The sequence below is a fragment of the Echinicola shivajiensis genome (assembly GCF_018642165.1).
GTDB classification, from domain to species: domain Bacteria; phylum Bacteroidota; class Bacteroidia; order Cytophagales; family Cyclobacteriaceae; genus Echinicola; species Echinicola shivajiensis.
In genome coordinates, this window is the sequence record NZ_JAHHZM010000014.1 from 31,353 (window position 1) to 50,197 (window position 18,845).

Genomic DNA, 18,845 nt, shown 5'->3' on the forward strand with positions numbered 1-18,845 from the left:
GATTAATATGAGAAACTTAGGTTTTCTGGCCATAAAGCCAAAAAAGGCCATCAGTTAAAATGGCCTTTTCTAAAATTCAATCATGTATTTCTTAATATGCTCTTACGGCTTTTCCTTCCATAAAGTTAACAAAGGATTTGTTTACCACTCGCATACCTCCTGCAGTAGGGAAATTACCAGTAAAATACCAATCACCAAGGTGCTCAGGGCAAGACTTGTTCAGGTTTTCTACGGTCTGATAAATCACTTTAACTTCAGCTTTGATCTGATCTGCAGTAATAATATCAGCGATCTTATCTGATATTTCTTGAGGAGTAAATTGATTATAAACTTCCTTCACAAAATTCTCTCCTGCATTCGGATGGGCGATACATTTTTCATAAACCTCATCCAAAATATATTGCTGTCCTGTTTCCTCCAACAATTTCAAAGCCGCTCTAAAGGCAATGAACTCCTTCATCTTTGACATGTCGATGCCGTAACAATCAGGAAATCTAATTTGCGGAGCTGAAGAGACTACTATAATTCGCTTAGGGTTTAACTTATCCAAAGTGGTCAAAATGCTCTTTTCCAGAGTCGTACCGCGAACAATACTGTCATCCAATACTACAATCGTATCCACTTCTGGTCTGATCACCTCATAAGTAGTATCATAGACATTGGCCACCATCACATCCCTGTCATTATCATTAGTAATAAAGGTTCTTAGTTTCACATCCTTATTGACCAACTTTTCCACTCTAGGGCGGAAATTGAGCAGCTCCTCCACATCACCCAAATGGGGCTTACCATCTAGTAGAATCTCTCTTCTTTTAACACTCAAATAATCTTCCAAGCCTTCAATTAGGCCTAAAAAGGCTGTTTCAGCAGTATTAGGAATATAGGAAAATACCGTGTTTTTCAGATCAAAATCTATGGTTTTTAAAATTTGGGGGATGAGGGCCCTGCCTAGCTGCTTACGCTCTCTGTAAATGTCTGGATCTGTACCTCTGGAAAAATATATTCTTTCGAAACTACACGATTTCTTTTCTAAAGCTGGAATGATCTCATGTTCACCATAAGAACCATCTTTGTTTACGATCAAGGCATTACCAGGCTGGATTTCCTTGATGGCATTATAATCGATATTGAAAGCTGATTTGATAGCAGGCTTCTCTGAAGCAATCACCACTATTTCATCATCAGCGTAATAGTATGCAGGTCTGATTCCTGAAGGATCTCTTACCACGAAGCTGGCACCGTTTCCGATGATCCCTGCCATCGCATAGCCACCATCAAAGTCCCTACATGATCTTCTTAATATTCTGGCTACATCCAACTCTCTTTCGATCACCTCAGTGATTTCATTATTGGAGTACTCTTCCTTATACTTATTAAAAATCCTTTGATTTTCTTCATCCACAAAGTGGCCGATTTTCTCCATGACCGTCACAGTATCTGTTTTTTCCTTAGGGTGCTGCCCTAATTCAACCAGCTTACCGAACAATTCCTCCACATTGGTCATATTGAAGTTCCCTGCCATGACCAAATTTCTACTCCTCCAATTATTCTGCCTTAGAAATGGATGACAGGTTTCTATACTATTTTCACCGTGTGTACCATACCTAAGGTGACCTAACCACACTTCTCCGGAAAAAGCAACATTGTCTTTTATCCACTGTGCATCCTTTAGGCCTTCTTCACCTCCAAGCTTCTTCGCCTTTTTATATTTCTTAGATACTTTGGCGAAAATGGAGTTAACTGCTTGCGGGTCAATTGACCGATACCTACTAATGTATCGGGTTCCTGGTTTGCTGTTGATCTTGATATTCGCAATACCTGCACCATCTTGCCCCCTGTTGATCTGCTTTTGCATAAGGACATAAAGTCGGTTTGCAGCATACAAGGGAGTTCCGTACTTATCAATATAATATTGAAGAGGTTTGCGGAGCCTGATCATGGCAATCCCGCATTCGTGTTTGATTTGATCGCTCATCGAGTATTAGCAAGTAATATTTTAAGAAGCAAAGTTACATCTTTTTTATAACTTTCCCCCACATTAATATGGGCTTTGATAACCTTATTCTGAAAAGAAAAATTCATTTTTTCAAAATATTAATAAGTAATAAAAAATTCAGGTGAACAATATTTCGCAATAAAGCCAAATAACCACAGCATTATTTCCCCAAGTCTAACTATACCTAGTTATAATTACTTAAAAAACCTCCATTATAAAACCCGACAAATCACAGATATAATTCAGTTCCAAAAACAATCATTCCCAAAGAGGATATTTTTCCAAATTTACTTCCTTGCCAAAAAAAAGTTTGGTGGTATTCTCAAATGATGGAGTATAGTCAGAAACCAAAAATCTGTCTTTTTGTTTTTCTCCTTTATTTAATAGCCCAAGTGATTCTAAAGAAGTATATGTGGCTTGGGCAACCATTTCTGAACTATCAATCACCTCCACTTTGCCATTATAAATACTTTCTATTTGGGATTTAATCAAAGGATAATGAGTACAACCTAAAATCAAAGCATCCACATCTTTTAACTCAGCCTCTTCCAAATAGTTCCGAACGATCACCTGACTGATCTGATTATTATGAAAGCCCTCCTCAATCATAGGCGCCAATAATGGAGTGGCCAAGGAAGAAAATTGCACACCTTTATTGAGGGCCTCTATCTTCTGTCTATAAACACCTGAATTTACCGTTTGCTTGGTACCGATCAATCCCACTTTTTTACCTTCATGATGTAAGGACACATAATCAACAACAGGCTCAATCACATCAAAAACTTTTGCCCTCGAAGCCACATAAGCCTTCACCAACTCAAATGCTGCAGTAGATGCTGAATTGCAAGCAATTAAGATTGCTTTACACCTCGCTTTCAGCAATACATCAGCAATTTTCACAGAATAAGCCTGTATAGAAGCAGTGCTTTTATCTCCGTATGGTAAATGAGCTGTATCCCCAAAATAAATCAGCTGCTCATTGGGCATAATGTTCTTTACTGCTCTAGCCACTGTCAAGCCACCAATTCCACTATCAAAAATTCCAATTGGAGAGGATGAGTCCATAATTAATCGATCAGGTTTAATTGCCAAATATAGTCATTCGCTGTGCAAAAAATAAGCCCTCAAGTGCACGTACTTGAGGGCATTTTGCAAGCAAAGAGTTAATAATATATTATTTAGCTCAAATATAATTATTTAAGACAATTGTAAAAAATATTATCCCCTTCCATAAATTTTTTCATTGCAGCAAAAAAACTCAAAGCATACTCTACATATTGTAGAAGATTCTCCACATGAGCAATTCCACAACATGTTATACAATTACAAATAAGTTACTTTTATACCATTTTTTGCCATTGGTCTGATATTAGCCTTCCAAAAATTATCGTAAACATCACCTAAATCAGTATTAAGTACGCTTGACCGAAACAAACCCTAACGAGTACCTGAAATGAAAACTTTAAGAATACTTATAATTCCATTATTCCTGTTTATCCTTGAAGGATGTACCAAGCCTACAAAACTTCACCCTTCAAATGATACTATTGCTTTCACAAATTCAGATTTGACACTGAAATTAGAGCCAATTTCAACAAATGAAATCCCAGTATTATTGGCAAAAAATATAGAAGCAGATTTAATCTTTTCAAACTTAAAATTAGTAGAAGCAAACATGCTTAAACTAAGCAGCAAAGTTTACTACGATCTAAAATTTGTTGACGAAGAGCAATTTGCCATAATCGCTACCTTCGACGAACAAGGAAACATCATAAGCAACTAACACATAAACACTTACAGAAAACTCACCGTAATTAACACAAGGAAAAACGTATATAAAACACGATTTAACCACTTTAAAACACATTTTAAACCATTGGTAATAAAACACTTAGGAAACCCGTAAAAATCTTCCATTATTATTGATAATGGCAAATATTTTATGGTTACTTTTGCAAGAACCCCTAATCACAACACCCTACAAATCAAGTAGTAACAGACCATTTAAACCCTAAAAAAAGGGACTAGGGATTAATTATTAATAAATAATCATTGAGTCCGAGCTTTATGGCATAGTTTCGGCTTGTACCTGATTACTGATATAAAAGAAACCTATGGCTAAAGAAAAAATACTTCTCATTGAAGATGATTTAACCTATTCCAAAATCATAAAAAACTTCTTGGAGAAGCATCAGTTTACGGTTCATACCACTACTAGGATAAAAGATGCTTCCTCTGACATGGAAAAGGAAGATTATGACCTGGTTATCACTGACTACAGACTTCCTGATGGTACGGGAATGGAAGTTTTGGAGAATATTATTCATTCAGAAAAGGACACAAAAGTTATTCTAATCACCAATTATTCTGATATCCGCACAGCAGTAAAATCCATGAAACTGGGCGCTTTTGAGTACATCACCAAACCAGTTAATCCTGACGAGTTACTTTCAACAGTTCAAGAAGCCCTTAAGGCTGCCCCAAAAAACCAAACTGTCAAAGAAAGTCCCACTCCTAGTCCTTCAACTGCAAAAAGCACCACACAAAAACAAGCCACCAATACCCAATATGTGGTTGGAAAAAGCCCCGAAGCCCTACAGCTAGAACAATATATTTCACTAGTAGCTCCCACAGAGATGAGCGTAATGGTATTGGGAGAAAGCGGTACTGGTAAAGAATTTATTTCTAAAAGAATACATGAAAAATCATCCAGAAAAGATGGCCCCTTTGTAGCTATTGACTGTGGATCACTGTCTAAAGAACTTGCAGGGAGTGAACTATTTGGACATGTGAAAGGATCCTTTACAGGTGCCTTGGACAATAAAACTGGCCATTTCGAAACAGCCAATGGAGGTACCATATTCCTAGATGAAATCGGGAACTTAAGCTATGAAGTTCAGATAAAGCTCCTCAGAGCTATTCAGGAGCGAAAAATCAAAAAAATTGGTAGCACCAAAGATATCCCAATAGATGTAAGGATAATAGTTGCAACCAATGAAGACCTTTCCCAAGCTTCAAAAACTGGAGAATTCAGAGAAGACTTATACCACAGACTTAATGAGTTCAGCCTAAAATCAACCCCATTGAGAGAAAGAACTGAAGATTTGTTTCATTATGCAGACATCTTTCTTGACGAAGCAAATGAGGACTTGGGCAGGAACATTGAAGGCTTCTCACCTGAAGTAATCACAATATTCCAAAACTACAGCTGGCCTGGAAACCTAAGAGAGCTTAAAAACATCATCAAAAGAGCTGTGTTATTAACACCAGAAGGTAAAATCCAGAAAGAAGCATTACCCGTTGACCTTTTGGTACCTGAAAGCTCTAGCAGGCAAACCAGCGAAACAAAAGATCTAAAGTCTTCATTTGAAACGCAGGAGAAAGCCATGATTATTAAGACCTTAAGTGAGGTTAAATACAACAAATCAAGAGCTGCTAAGATCCTGAATATTGATAGAAAGACACTTTATAATAAAATAGAAAAATACGGAATTGATTAAATCTTCGTTGAATTATCAATCAATCTTACTCATAAGTTGATATTCTTTAAGTATTCTATCTATGACTTGAAGAGTATCAACTTTTATTTTTTCAATCATTTCATGCGCTTTTGAATGGTCCCCCTCTTTAAGATCATGTTCTAATCCCCTAGCCAAGGTAGCTGTCTTTATCTTCAGCTGCCCTAATCGGCTTCCCAGCTTATGCGCTACTTCCAACACTTCAGACCAATTATTAGCCTCGCCAAACATATTCAGATCCACCAGGTCATTGCTGGTACTTATACAAAAATCCGTCAATACTTCTTTCAGCATTTCTTCATCATCCATACAGAATTTTCTCAAATCAGAAGTATCATAGCTTGAATCCTCGGAAACACTAGGTTCAGAGGAAGATTTGTCCCCCCCCTTTGCCAGTGGTACAATCTCTAAATTTAGGATTTCGCCTATTTTATTCAACAAATCCTCCTCTTTAAAAGGTTTCAACACGATGGCGTCAAAGCCCACATTTGAGATTTCATCCTTCTCTTTGGCAAACACATTGGCGGTCATCGCAATAGCAGGAATATCCTTGTACTTTTTATTTTCCCTAAGCAATCTTAAAACATCATAACCACTGACTTCTGGCATTTGAATATCGATCAAAAAGACATCATAATCCTCATCAATGACACCATCTCTAATCTTTGTTCCACCCTGCATGGCTTTCACGGTCGCACCATTACTTTCCAATAACAATTTGGCAAATTTAAGCCCTACGGAATCATCATCGACCAGTAAAATATTAAGCTGACTGATATCAAAGGAAGTCTCATTATCAGCAGCATTTTTCACTTCTGCTTCAACTAATTTAGACGGTATCTTCAAATGAATAGAAGTTCCTTCTCCTACTTCACTAGTAAGTTCCATTTCTCCTTTTTGCAGTTCCAACATACGTTTCACTATGGTCAAGCCTAAACCTGTACCACCATATCTTCGGTTAATAGAACCATCCCCCTGATTGAACTCCTTGAAGATATTCTCTTTGAACTCCTCAGTCATACCTATACCCGTATCTTCCACTTTCATGCACAGAAAGCCTTTCTTTTCGAAATCAATACTAACTTCCACTTTGCCATGCTCGGTAAACTTAAGGGCATTACTGATCAGATTATTTAAAATCTGACTGACTCTCAATTCATCCCCCACTATCCATTTATCCTTTGGCAAATTCACATTCCACTTAAAATCAATTTGTTTTTCATTGGCTTTCAACTCAAAACTGTTTTTAATAGAATTGAAAAGTTTATGGGGATCAAATGGTGATTTCTCTATGGAAATCTTACCCGCTTCCAACTTAGAAAGGTCAAGAATATCATTAACTATACCTGATAAGGTTTCGGCAGCAAAACCCACCATATTCACATAATCCTCCTGGTCAGGGCTCATTGCTGTCTTTTTAATGGCAGCATTATATCCTTGGATGGTGTGAAGAGGATTCCTTATTTCATGGCTCATATTGGCCAAAAAGTTCTGCTTGGCCTTGGCCAGCTTATCGGATCTTTCCTTAGCCACCTCTAAGTCTTCCCGATAACTTTCGTCTTTTCTGATCTCTGTTAGTATACTATATATGAATGCTGAAGTCCCTAGCACCCCGACTAATATCAATACTCCTAAAAGAATGGATACATCAAAGGCCAGTTCATATAAGGAATCATTTTTCTGTTGGCTTTCTTTAATAGCATCCTCCTGAAGATTGGAAATAAGGGATTGTATTTCCTCGATCAGCTCTTTATTTTTCAAGGTAAGCTCCCCTTCCAAATTGGCCAGACTGGACCTTAAATGCTGCTCTTGATAGTTGATATCCAACAAAAAACGTTTAACGGCATATAAAATAGAATCGGTTGTATTGTTTCCCTCAAAATCTACTGAATCATCCTCTCCGGCTTGTGGCCGAAACTGCTGAAACATACTTCGAAGATTTTCTATTTCCTCAGAAGATATCAAACTCCCATTTCCAGAATCAGCAGCGCTTTTCTTGCTACTATTAAGATCAAATTCTACAGGTTTGGTCCTTCTGATTTTATGGTCAAATCGGATACGTCCCAAACTTTGCAATCTATTGATCTCTTCCTGCCGCTTTATTTTTGTTTCCAGGCTTTTCAAGGCCTGCTGACTGAAATTTCTATTAATCAGGTTTTTCTTTACATCTTTCAGGCCATTGTATACCACTACCAGTTCATTGATATTAAAGTTGATCTTTTTAAGGTGATTCAATTCAGCACTATCATTAGCACTTTTCTCCAGGTACTCTAACCTCCCCTCAATAAGATCAAGATAGGTTTCTGTCACTGTGGAATCACCCTGTGCTTTAAAATCTCCCTTTACCTTGTCCAGTTGGTACACATCTGCCAGCAAGGCATTCAGCTGTTGCACCCTGTCATTAGGCTCTGACAGGTTTTGGGCTGTATTCAATAACTTATCAATACTAAAGTAGGTAATAGCACAAACACTTAATACCAAAAAAATGGCCAACAAAAAGCCCAACACTACTTTTTTTCTGGCTTTATGGGTAGTTTCTTTCCTCTTCACAATTCTCTGATTTTCAACAAATTTCGCAACAAATTTGACACTACCAAAATCGTGCCTTATTGTTGATGCAGCGCCTCTTGAGTAACTTCCTCAAAAGCACAATAAGCGACATAAAAAGATACAGGAATGGTAATAAATAGGCCTACAATTAAAAACAATCCAATTGCATTGATAACAATAAAAATAAGTACAAGTGTGAAAAACTTCCACCAATTCACCGTTACCAGCTTCCTGCTATACTCTAATGAGTCCCAAAAGTCCAAACCGGCAAAAATATGAAGGAGTATGGCAAACATATAAGCCACCATAAGATAAACTCCTGGAACAACAAAAATTATCAATCCGATAGAAACCAAAACTTGGCCTATCAGCCAGATCAAAATGATGGGAATATAGTATTGAAAGCCCTTAAAAAAATCTGGATAAATGATTTCCTCACCCGACTTCATCTTATTTGCAGCCAAATAGAACCCTGAAAAAAGAGGTCCCGAAAGAAAAACACTGTACAGTATTGCATACTCTTTTAGATATAAAACGAAAAGCAATTGCAACGACAATATAAAACCTGTAAAACCTATTGAAAACAGCGGCTTCATGGTAAATAGCTCCCAACCTTTTTGGAACACTTGTTTTACATCAAAATCATAACCGGTCTCGATCAGGTGGTTTAAACTGTTTTTATCCATTTTTTCATTTAAAATAAAATACACGGCAAATTACCGTGTATTTTTTATTTTATCGAATCTTAATTCAAGTAAAAGGGAGCGAATTAAAACTATTTAGTAATCGCCCCTAAAATATCATGCTTGGTAATGATATGAATCTGATGTAAATCATCCCTTACCAGCACTGCTTTATCCTTATCTACCATCGAAGAAAGCACATCCAAAGTACTGTCCATGGCTACAAACTTCATGGATTCTTCCATCACCTCCTCCACATTCGCATCCTTCAACTCTGGTTTTACAATAATTTTACTTAGCAATTTATTATCGGTTATACTTCCTATCACCTGTCCATTATCCATTACAGGAATTTGGGAAACACTTTTCTCATTCATTACCTCTATGGCATTTTTGACTTTCTCTCCTTTCCTTGCCACGACCAATTCATAATTACCATTTCTCCCTGCGATAATATCCCTAGCAGTCCCAAAGGTAATATCTTCCAAAAAGCCATGATTACGCATCCAGTCATCATTATATACTTTTCCAAGGTATCTCGTTCCATGATCAGGCAGAATGATGACCATCACATCGTTTTCCTTTAAGTTGTCTTTGGCATACTCAAGAGCCCCATGAACTGCCGATCCACATGACCAACCAACAAACAGCCCCTCTTCTTTAGACAACCTTCTGGTCATAATAGCCGCATCCTTATCGGTTACTTTCACGAAATGGTCAATTACAGAGAAATCCACATTTTCCGGAATGATATCTTCCCCTATACCTTCTGTTAAATAGGGGTAAATTTCATTTTCGTCAAACTGTCCGGTCTCCTTATATTTTTTAAAGACAGACCCATAAGTATCAATTCCTATAGAAACCATATCAGGATTTTGCTCTTTCAAATACTTCGCAGTCCCGCTCATAGTACCACCAGTACCTACACCAGCAGCAAAGTGAGTAACTCTCCCTTCAGTCTGCTCCCATATTTCCGGCCCTGTAGTTTCATAGTGCGCTTTCCAGTTGGAGAGATTATCATATTGATTAGGATAAAAAGAATTAGGGATATCCGCATTTAATTTTTTAGCGACTGAGTAATATGACCTTGGGTCATTTGGCGAAACATTGGTAGGGCAAACGATTACCTCAGCCCCCATGGCCTTAAGTACATCAATTTTCTCTTTGGACTGTTTGTCAGCCATAGTAAAAATACATTTGTATCCTTTTGCAATAGCAGCCAAAGCAAGCCCCATACCTGTATTTCCGCTAGTTCCCTCGATAATAGTTCCTCCTGGCTTCAATATCCCTTCTTTCTCAGCATCCTCCACCATTTTTATGGCCATTCGATCTTTAACGGAGTTACCTGGGTTAAAATATTCCACCTTCACCAATACCTGGCCTTTTATTCCGCTGTTCAGTTTGTTCAGCTTTACTAAAGGAGTATTGCCTATGGTCTCTATAATGGAATTATATATCATGACTAATAGATTATTTTTACAGCAATTTACAAATATTTCCCACTTCTGCGAAGTGAACTTTACACCTACTTAATTAAACAAAAACGGTCAAAAAATCCTTCCCTAGTAAACAAAAAAAGGAACAGCCTGCCATTGCCGACTGTTCCTTTTGTCTATCTTTTATATGTCTTATTTAACGCCTGCCAGAAGATAAAGCACTGCCATCCTAATAGCTACACCATTTTCCACTTGGTTAAGGATAATCGAATGCTCACTATCTGCCACATCTGAATTTAATTCGACCCCTCTGTTGATAGGTCCTGGGTGCATAATGACGATTTCCTTATCCAGTTGATCCAACAATTTCTTGTCAACACCATAATATAGCGAATACTCCCGCAAAGAAGGGAAATATTTAATTTGCTGCCTTTCTAATTGGATCCTCAAAACATTGGCTACATCGCACCATTGTAGGGCTTTCTTCACATCATATTCCACCTTCACACCCAGACTGCTGATATACATAGGCAAAAGAGTAACGGGGCCACAAACCATCACCTCAGCACCCAATTTCTGAAGGCAAAATATATTTGAAAGTGCCACCCTAGAATGCAGCACATCCCCGATTATGGCTACTTTTTTCCCTGCTACATCACCTAGTTTTTCCCTTATCGAAAATGCATCAAGCAAGGCTTGGGTAGGATGTTCATGAGTTCCATCTCCTGCATTCACAATATTGGCATTAATATTCTGGGAAAGGAAATGAGGAGCACCTGGGCTACTATGCCTCATCACAACCATATCCACTTTCATGGACAGGATATTGTTCACCGTATCGATGAGGGTTTCTCCTTTTTTAACAGAGCTATTACTTGATGAGAAGTTAATTACATCAGCTGAAAGCCGCTTTTCTGCCAATTCAAAGGATAAACGCGTCCTAGTCGAATTTTCAAAGAATACATTGGCAATGGTAATATCCCTTAGGGAAGGCACCTTTTTAATAGGGCGATTGATAACATCCTTAAAATTATCAGCAGTTTCGAAAATTAACTGGATATCTTCTGCTGTCAGTCCTTTGATACCCAATAAATGTTTGGTACTTAGCTGTTGCATTATTAGCTTTTAACTTCTTTTTCCGTGATCCAAATCGCATCTTGGGCAAAACCTTGGGAAGCCCACTCTACACTTACATATTGACTTTCTAGGGTATTTACCTTTCTACCACAGTAGTCAGGCATTATGGGATAATCTCTGGTATATTTCCTATCAATCAACACCATTAATTCCACCTTCTTAGGCCGGCCAAAAGCAATCATTGCATCCATGGCTGCCCTGACAGAACGCCCTTTAAAAAGGACATCATCCACCAACACTACCTTCTTGTTTTCAATCAAAAAATTAATTTTAGTCTCGTTTGCCTTCAAGGGAATATCTCTCCTCCTAAAGTCATCTCGGTGAAAGGTGGCATCCAGGTACCCTGAAGGGACTTCTACTCCACTGATTTCTTTTAGCCTCTTGACTATTTTATCCAATACCAAGGTTCCTCTGGGCTGAAGCCCCAAAAGTACCGTATTTTCAAAATCATCATGATTTTCAATCAACTGATGACAAAACCGATCCAAGGTAATGGCTATTTGCTTTTGGTCTAAGACGAGTCTTTTTTGCATAGCTGTGATTTGAGCACAAATATAAAAATAAATTACTTTCAGCCTTTGAATAAACTGATTATAAAACATGAATCTAAGCCCGATTTCATATCAGGCTGAATAGAAACACTTTTCATTCCCTGCTCCATCTCATTTTAGTATCCCCTATTATTCCATTTCTGGCATTATTGATGCCAAAACCTTAATTTTTGACATAAAGAAAATTTCCCGATTGTTTTCTTTACCCTCTTGGTCCAAAAAGCGGATTTTTTGCTTGCCTGTCAACAAAAAGTAATCCTCATACCACCAAAACAGTGATAAGCTCTCATCCAGGGTATCTCGGATTCGCTCATTATCATCCATCAGCTCCAATTCAAACTCCACATTTTGATAAACTACTTCTCCATCTTCCAATAAACTTAGTCTGAGTTTGTCTTCATCTAAATACATATAAAACAGGTTATGACCATCATAACTCACTTCCCCAAATTTACCAGGGCTTACTCTCGTTTCATCGTCAAGACTTAGTGAATTATCCCAAATCATCCTTCCCTGCTCATCCAAAAGCACAAATTGGGCAGCCATAAATTTGTATTCATTATTAATGGTTCGATTAGGGTAACCAGAATAATACCATGGGTACGCTCCGGAGGATAAAACCCTGTTTCGCATCCCCATGGGAGCATAACGATAAAAATCACCCGAATACATTAAATCCCTTGGAGAATACCTCCCTGAACTGGTGAGGTAGTAATCGTTATAAATCAAATAATTACCTTGGTCTGTAATAACCTCTCTAGTTACCAAACTATTGGGAATGGTGATTTTCTTTTCTTTTTCAATGGCTTTCTCCAAGGATTTCTCCCTTCGTTCTTGTTGATTTTCCGGCAGGTAATTGTAGAATTTTTCAAAATCCTCCAGGTTGTAATATTGGTTTTCATACTCCCCAAACTCATTGATCCTTGCCATATAAAGCCCTATATTCGGTTCCCTTTTTCGCTCTCCATAAGGACCGATCAACACCTGTTTATAATCCAAAATGGGAGTGAGCACCCCTTCTACAATTTCCATATCTGGCTTTTCGTTGGGCTCTACTTTTACCTCCCTAAGCTTATCTCCTTCCAAATTAAATGTCATCAAAGAAAGAGACCGTTTTTTATACCTGTCCCTTTTGCTCACCAAAACATCAAAGACCCTTAGTTCAGGATCTTTCCTTAACTGTAGTATACTGGCTTCGTTTTGATAAACCCCCTGTATAGTAATGACATCTTCACTATTGGTATCAAAAACCTGGATGGCCGGCCTATAATCCATCATGCCCATTAAAATGGCCTTCTCTTCCATCACCAGGAACTCCTGCAACTCCATGTCCAGCACATTTTCCAATGTCACAGAAGTCATAACCTGGTCTTCAAGGCTTACTGTATAGATAATCCTGTCTCCAGAAAAGGACTCTCCCTCTTGAAACAACAAATACAAATGTTCATCGTCTAGATCAAAGCCCAGAAGGTTATAAAAGTCTTCTACAGGAAATTCGTAAACCGGGGAGGTATTCAACTGCCGATCTGTGGTAAAGTATTGTAACTTTTGGCGGGAGTTCAAGCCTCTTTCTGCTTTGGCTCTAAAGGCAATGGTCCCATCACCTGTAGGCATCACAATATAATCATAATCATCCCATTCTGTTGGCACCTCCGTTCTCTGCACAAATTGGACTTGTGCCATCCCCTCCGTTCGAACAAAGAATATCAATAAAAATAATAACAGTACTTTATTTGTTTCTAAGCGCATATTTATAACTTGATTATTCCTTAAGATAAGGCATATGATTTTATTTTAAAACAATTATTCCGGACATTTGTACCATTCAAAATCCGAAAACAACAGATCGCTTTGGACAATAAAAAAATCACCAAAATACTGAAACTAACTTCCCAGTTAATGGAGCTCCATGAAGTAAACGCTTTCAAAATCCGAAGCTATACTTCAGCGATTTACTCTATAGACCAGGGGAATATTAGCCTGGAAAACCTCACAAAAGAAGAGCTGCAAAAAATCAATGGCATTGGTAAAAGCATTGCTGAAGTAATTGTACAACTTCAGGAAACGGGCACCCATAAATACCTTGATGAGCTTTTAGCGGAAACACCTAAAGGACTTTTGGAGGTATTGGAAATAAAAGGTCTTGGTCCCAAAAAGATCAAAGTTCTCTGGAAAGAGCTTAACATCACCTCTGTACATGAACTTCTTGAAGCCTGCCAAGCAGGAGAAGTGGCCAAAATAAAAGGCTTTGGTGCTAAAACACAGGAAAGCATCATTCAATCTCTGGAATTCATCGCTTCCAATAAGGGGAAATGGCACTATGCTGATGTGGAGTCCGATGTAGAAACACTTCAGAGCGAATTCGAACAGCTTTTTGGAAAAGACAATATTGCCATTACAGGTGAATACGCAAGAAAATCTGAAATTATAGAAAAGGCAGAATGGATCATTTGCACAGATAACCGAAATACAGTCTTTCAAAAGATAAACGCAATAGATTCTTTAGAGCAATGCAAAAAAAATTCCAGCCCCTTTACTTGGAGAGGAAAGCTCAAGGAAAAAGAACTAGAAATCACCATCTTTGCGACTGAGCAAAGCTCATTCGTAAAGGAGCAGTTATTGCGAACGCCAAGCAATGCCCATCTAATGGCACCTGTAGATGCCGAGCAAAGACTGGGCAGTTTTTTCAAATCCAAGACTTTTAGTTCACAGCAAGAAGCTTATAAAGAGGCGGGGTTTGCCTATATTTTGCCTGAATTGAGAGAAGGGCAATTTGAAATAGAGCTGGCCAAGGCAAATAAGCTTCCGACCTTATTGGAGGAAACTGACTTGAAAGGAATCCTCCATAATCACTCTACCTACAGTGACGGTAAACATAGTCTTAGAGAAATGGCCGAATACTGCAAAGAACTTGGCTACGAATACCTAGGTATCTCTGACCATAGTAGAACGGCTTCTTATGCAGGAGGACTTTCCATTGAGCAGGTGGAAGAGCAACAAAAAGAAATTAAAAAGCTCAATGAGGAATTGGCACCCTTTAAAATTTTCAGTGGCATAGAAAGTGACATCCTTCTAGATGGAAGTTTAGATTATCCTGACGACATACTTGCTTCCTTTGATTTTATCGTATCCTCCATTCATAGTAGTTTGAATATGAATCGAAAAAAGGCTACTGACAGATTGATAAAAGCCATAGAAAACCCATACACTACCATTTTGGGTCACCCAACGGGAAGGCTTTTGCTCAGAAGGGAAGGCTATCCTATAGACCATAAAGCCATCATAGATGCCTGTGCAGAAAATCAAGTGGTCATTGAGATAAATGCCAATCCATGGAGGTTAGACTTGGATTGGAGGTGGGTTCATTATGCATTGGAGCAGGGAGTCAAACTCTCTATCAATCCTGATGCTCACGAAAAGGCAGGCTATGCGCATATGAAATATGGTGTATTGGTAGGTAGAAAAGGAGGGTTGAGTAAAGAAATGACCTTTAACGCACTGAGTTTAGAAGAAATCGATCGTTATTTCAAAGAAAGAAAATCAAAAATCAAATAAGGCTCCACAATGAATTTAACCAATAAAGACCCTAAGCAATTATTGCAAAGGTCTTTTACCATAGGCATAGTAGGGATTGCCCTCTGCTTTATTCCCTTAATCAACAATGTCATATCCTTCGCTGATCCTGAGAAAATATTCTTTCTAAATGGTTTTGGCTTAGGGGCACAATTTATGGCTTTGAGTTTGGCCATATTGGTAATCCGAAAAAGAAAATTACCACAAGAAATTCTCGATAAATCAAAAAGAATGATCATAGTTTTGGCTGTTTCCATCCTATTCTTTTTTCTTAACACATAAAAAAAAGCGCATTTTTGATGCGCTTTTCTTTTTGCAAAAAATGGCTTAAAAAACACTATTCTTCTTTTTTCACATTAATAGCATTCAATCCTTTTTTTCCTTCTTTGACATCAAAAGACACTTTGTCATTTTGCTCGACTTTGTCCACAAGCCCAGTTGCGTGAACAAAGACATCATTTTGGGTTTCATCGTCTATGATGAAACCAAACCCCTTTGCTTCATTGTAAAATTTGACAGTTCCGGTAAGCATAATAAATAAAATTGTTAGTGGTTAAAAACGAATTATTAAAGTAAAAATATTCATTCAAAAAACAAATATGTTTTTTTAGTATCTTATGATTATGAAAAAATTAGTAATATACCGTCACGCCAAATCTTCTTGGGCGGAACCTTTTTTGGAGGACCATCAAAGGCCCCTAGCAGAACGAGGTTTGAGGGATGCTCCTAGAATGGCGCAAAGATTAAAAAAGAAAAATATCCAGCCAGATTATATACTTTCTTCTGATGCTGAAAGGGCCAAAACAACAGCTCTGATAACTGCTGAAAACTTAGAATATTCACCTGACAAGATCAATTTTACTGGGGAGCTGTACCATGCTTCCTCTAGTCATATTTTAAAAACCATTAGGCATATTCCAAATAGTAAAAATATCGCTTTTGTTTTTGGACATAATCCTGGCCTCAATGATTTGGTTGAACGACTGGGAGGGGAAATTGACAATCTCCCTACTTGCGGACAGTTTGGTTTTATCTTTGAAACAGATTCTTGGGAAAAAATAAGTCCCAGCAATGCTAAAGTTTGGTTCTTTGATTTCCCCAAAAACCAAACTGGAAATTAAAATTTCCTAACATCATGAATTACCCCATTGAACTTATCAGTATGCTCAATTAGGTAAACCACTTTTTTGGCAACCTGTTCGGGCGAACTCAGTTCATTATTGGACTTAAAGGACTTAAAAGTTTCCAGCCCACTAAAATCCTCCAATTTTGCCGACCTAATATCCTCTTGCATGGGCGTGTCAACAATCCCCGGAGCCAATGCAAAATACCTTATCCCATACCCCTTTAATTCACTCTCGACTTGGGCAACGCTGGAAATACGATTCAATGCTGACTTTGAACTGCTATAACCTGACCAACCGTCTATATCCTTTACTGCAGCTCCTGAAGAAATATTCACTACCAACTTTTCAACTTTTCGCTTAGCATATTTCCTGACAAACTCATTAATCAATATCGCAGGAGCCACTACATTAATTGCATGGATCTTGGCTATACCTTCAGCTTCTAGCTTTCCCAAAGGAGCGATCTCTCCTATCCAACCGGCATTATTTATCAAAACAATCTTATCAAAATCACCGTCAGGGAAAATATCAGACAGGGATTTAATCAATGCCAAAGTATTGCCCAAATCCAATTGCAAATGAACAAACCTTTCTCTAACTTCCATGGCAGACCTAGCTATTCCTACAACCCTATTCTCCTCGTCTTCCAGCAAAGTATCTAAAAGAGCCTTTCCCAAACCTTTACTACAGCCAGTTAAAATATACAGATTCTTCATACTGATTTTCTTTAACAAAGAAGGAGGCCAATGCGCCTCCTTCTTGAATTATAGTATATACTGGGATAGGTCTCTGTTTTGAACCAATGAACTCAGCCTTTCATCCACCATATCCTTGGTGATCATTATTCGTGAATTAGCCTGAATAGTATCCGGCACCTCAAATAGAAAATCATTCAACAAATGACTCATCACTGTATGCAGCCTTCTTGCTCCAATATTTTCTACTTCTTCATTGATCTTAAAAGCAATCCTGGCAATTTCCTCTATCGCCTCATCTGTGTATTCCAGTACTACCTCTTCTGCTCCAAACAAAGCCTGATATTGCTTGGTCAAAGCATTTTTTGGTTCTTTAAGAATTCTCGTAAAATCTTCTTGACTAAGACTATCCAACTCTACACGAATAGGGAATCTGCCCTGCAACTCAGGGATCAAATCTGAAGGTTTGCTCACATGGAACGCTCCAGCTGCGATAAACAACACATGGTCCGTATGAACGAGACCATACTTCGTATTCACAGAACTTCCTTCTACGATTGGGAGTAAATCTCTTTGAACACCTTCTCGGCTTACATCGGGTCCTCCACCATTTTTTCCACTTTTTGAAGCAATTTTATCTACCTCATCTATAAAAATGATTCCATTATTTTCAGCTAGGAAAATGGCCTCCTCTTTTACTTCATCAAAATCAATCAACTTAGAAGTTTCCTCTTCCATTAATATTTTACGCGCTTCGGAAATGGTTACCTTTCTCTTTTTGGTCTTTTTAGGCATCATCCCACTGATCATATCCTGTAAGCCTGCCATGCTTGCATCATCCATCATGCCATTCCCAATCATCCCTACACCCACTGGTGAAGATTGTTTCACATTGATTTCGATCTTCCTTTCTTCAAGCTCTCCATTTTTTAACTTCTCACGGAAACGCTCTCGGGTCTTTTCGTTCAATTCCTGCTCGGAAGCCTTTTCAGGATCAAAATCACCATTACTGATAGATCTCGAAGTACTGAAACCCGCTGTCTTCACCGGCGGGATAAGAATATCCAGTAAAATATCCTCTACATTCTCCGCTGCCTTTTCCTTTACCTCCTCATTTTTGTTTTCCTTCACCAAATTGATTGCTTGTTCTACCAAGTCTCTTACCATGCTCTCCACATCACGGCCAACATACCCCACTTCAGTGAATTTTGAAGCCTCCACCTTGGTAAAAGGTGCATTGGCCACACTTGCTAGCCTTCTCGCTATTTCAGTTTTACCCACACCTGTAGACCCAATCATCAAGATATTATTGGGAACAATATCTTTCTGCAAATCACTTTTAACCATCATTCGCCTGATCCTATTTCTAAGGGCAATGGCCACATTTCTTTTTGCATCCCTTTGTCCAATTATATATTTATCCAATTCATGGACAATTTGCTTTGGGGTCAAATTATTAATTTCTTTCATATTTTCTGTATATCAAGAAACCAGACAAAGCTGATTCCAATTTTTATCCTTTTTGATTTGCCGTACTAACACATAAAACATACCGACAAAACTTTAGTTCAAATTAAAA

Annotated in this window: 16 protein-coding genes; 5 read left to right on the top strand and 11 right to left on the bottom strand. The window is 38.1% G+C overall.

The features are described from left to right. Positions 1–91 precede the first annotated feature (91 nt). Both KMW37_RS17710 and murI read right to left on the bottom strand, forming a co-directional pair. A complete protein-coding gene (locus KMW37_RS17710; RefSeq protein ID WP_215225993.1) occupies positions 92–1,975 on the bottom strand; it encodes an amidophosphoribosyltransferase in 1,884 nt (627 codons plus the stop codon). Positions 1,976–2,254: 279 nt separating this feature from the next. Continuing rightward, positions 2,255–3,061: a glutamate racemase gene (gene murI / locus KMW37_RS17715; RefSeq protein ID WP_215225994.1), complete on the bottom strand. Its 807-nt coding sequence runs from the start codon at positions 3,059–3,061 to the stop codon at positions 2,255–2,257. 388 nt (positions 3,062–3,449) lie between these two features. Between murI and KMW37_RS17720 the strand changes: the two genes are divergently transcribed. Beyond that, positions 3,450–3,779 carry a hypothetical protein gene (locus KMW37_RS17720; protein ID WP_215225995.1) on the top strand — a complete coding sequence of 110 codons (330 nt, stop codon included), beginning with the start codon at positions 3,450–3,452 and terminating at the stop codon, positions 3,777–3,779. A gap of 331 nt (positions 3,780–4,110) precedes the next feature. Further along, positions 4,111–5,496 carry a sigma-54-dependent transcriptional regulator gene (locus KMW37_RS17725; RefSeq protein ID WP_215225996.1) on the top strand — a complete coding sequence of 462 codons (1,386 nt, stop codon included), beginning with the start codon at positions 4,111–4,113 and terminating at the stop codon, positions 5,494–5,496. A gap of 15 nt (positions 5,497–5,511) precedes the next feature. Here KMW37_RS17725 and KMW37_RS17730 read toward each other — a convergent pair whose 3' ends face one another. The 6 genes from KMW37_RS17730 to KMW37_RS17755 form a co-directional block, all read right to left on the bottom strand. Then, positions 5,512–8,064, bottom strand: coding sequence for an ATP-binding protein (locus tag KMW37_RS17730; protein WP_215225997.1), 2,553 nt, complete (start codon positions 8,062–8,064; stop codon positions 5,512–5,514). Positions 8,065–8,120: 56 nt separating this feature from the next. Beyond that, positions 8,121–8,750, bottom strand: a complete 630-nt coding sequence (locus tag KMW37_RS17735) for a hypothetical protein (RefSeq protein ID WP_215225998.1) — start codon at positions 8,748–8,750, stop codon at positions 8,121–8,123. Between the two features lie 89 nt (positions 8,751–8,839). Beyond that, positions 8,840–10,207, bottom strand: coding sequence for a cystathionine beta-synthase (locus tag KMW37_RS17740; protein ID WP_215225999.1), 1,368 nt, complete (start codon positions 10,205–10,207; stop codon positions 8,840–8,842). A gap of 168 nt (positions 10,208–10,375) precedes the next feature. After that, the gene (locus KMW37_RS17745) at positions 10,376–11,299 is read right to left on the bottom strand and encodes an aspartate carbamoyltransferase catalytic subunit (RefSeq protein ID WP_215226000.1); all 924 of its coding nucleotides are present in this window, start codon (positions 11,297–11,299) and stop codon (positions 10,376–10,378) included. Between the two features lie 2 nt (positions 11,300–11,301). After that, positions 11,302–11,853, bottom strand: coding sequence for a bifunctional pyr operon transcriptional regulator/uracil phosphoribosyltransferase PyrR (gene pyrR, locus KMW37_RS17750; protein WP_215226001.1), 552 nt, complete (start codon positions 11,851–11,853; stop codon positions 11,302–11,304). A gap of 147 nt (positions 11,854–12,000) precedes the next feature. Next, entirely contained in the window at positions 12,001–13,620 is a 1,620-nt protein-coding gene (locus tag KMW37_RS17755; protein ID WP_215226002.1) for a transcriptional regulator, read from the bottom strand. Positions 13,621–13,722: 102 nt separating this feature from the next. Between KMW37_RS17755 and polX the strand changes: the two genes are divergently transcribed. Beyond that, positions 13,723–15,426 carry a DNA polymerase/3'-5' exonuclease PolX gene (gene polX / locus KMW37_RS17760; RefSeq protein WP_215226003.1) on the top strand — a complete coding sequence of 568 codons (1,704 nt, stop codon included), beginning with the start codon at positions 13,723–13,725 and terminating at the stop codon, positions 15,424–15,426. A gap of 9 nt (positions 15,427–15,435) precedes the next feature. Continuing rightward, positions 15,436–15,726, top strand: a complete 291-nt coding sequence (locus tag KMW37_RS17765) for a hypothetical protein (RefSeq protein ID WP_215226004.1) — start codon at positions 15,436–15,438, stop codon at positions 15,724–15,726. Positions 15,727–15,781: 55 nt separating this feature from the next. Here KMW37_RS17765 and KMW37_RS17770 read toward each other — a convergent pair whose 3' ends face one another. Continuing rightward, positions 15,782–15,976 (bottom strand): cold-shock protein, encoded by a 195-nt coding sequence (locus KMW37_RS17770; protein ID WP_215226005.1) that lies wholly within the window; start codon positions 15,974–15,976, stop codon positions 15,782–15,784. Between the two features lie 91 nt (positions 15,977–16,067). On the opposite strand from KMW37_RS17770, the gene KMW37_RS17775 reads away from it, so the two are divergent. Then, positions 16,068–16,565 carry a SixA phosphatase family protein gene (locus KMW37_RS17775; RefSeq protein WP_215226006.1) on the top strand — a complete coding sequence of 166 codons (498 nt, stop codon included), beginning with the start codon at positions 16,068–16,070 and terminating at the stop codon, positions 16,563–16,565. On the opposite strand, the gene KMW37_RS17780 is transcribed toward KMW37_RS17775, so the two are convergent. Together KMW37_RS17780 and hslU are read right to left on the bottom strand one after the other, a co-directional pair. Next, entirely contained in the window at positions 16,562–17,287 is a 726-nt protein-coding gene (locus KMW37_RS17780; protein WP_215226007.1) for an SDR family NAD(P)-dependent oxidoreductase, read from the bottom strand. The genes KMW37_RS17775 and KMW37_RS17780 overlap by 4 nt on opposite strands. 48 nt (positions 17,288–17,335) lie before the next feature. After that, positions 17,336–18,736 (bottom strand): ATP-dependent protease ATPase subunit HslU, encoded by a 1,401-nt coding sequence (gene hslU / locus KMW37_RS17785; RefSeq protein WP_215226008.1) that lies wholly within the window; start codon positions 18,734–18,736, stop codon positions 17,336–17,338. Positions 18,737–18,845: the final 109 nt, after the last annotated feature.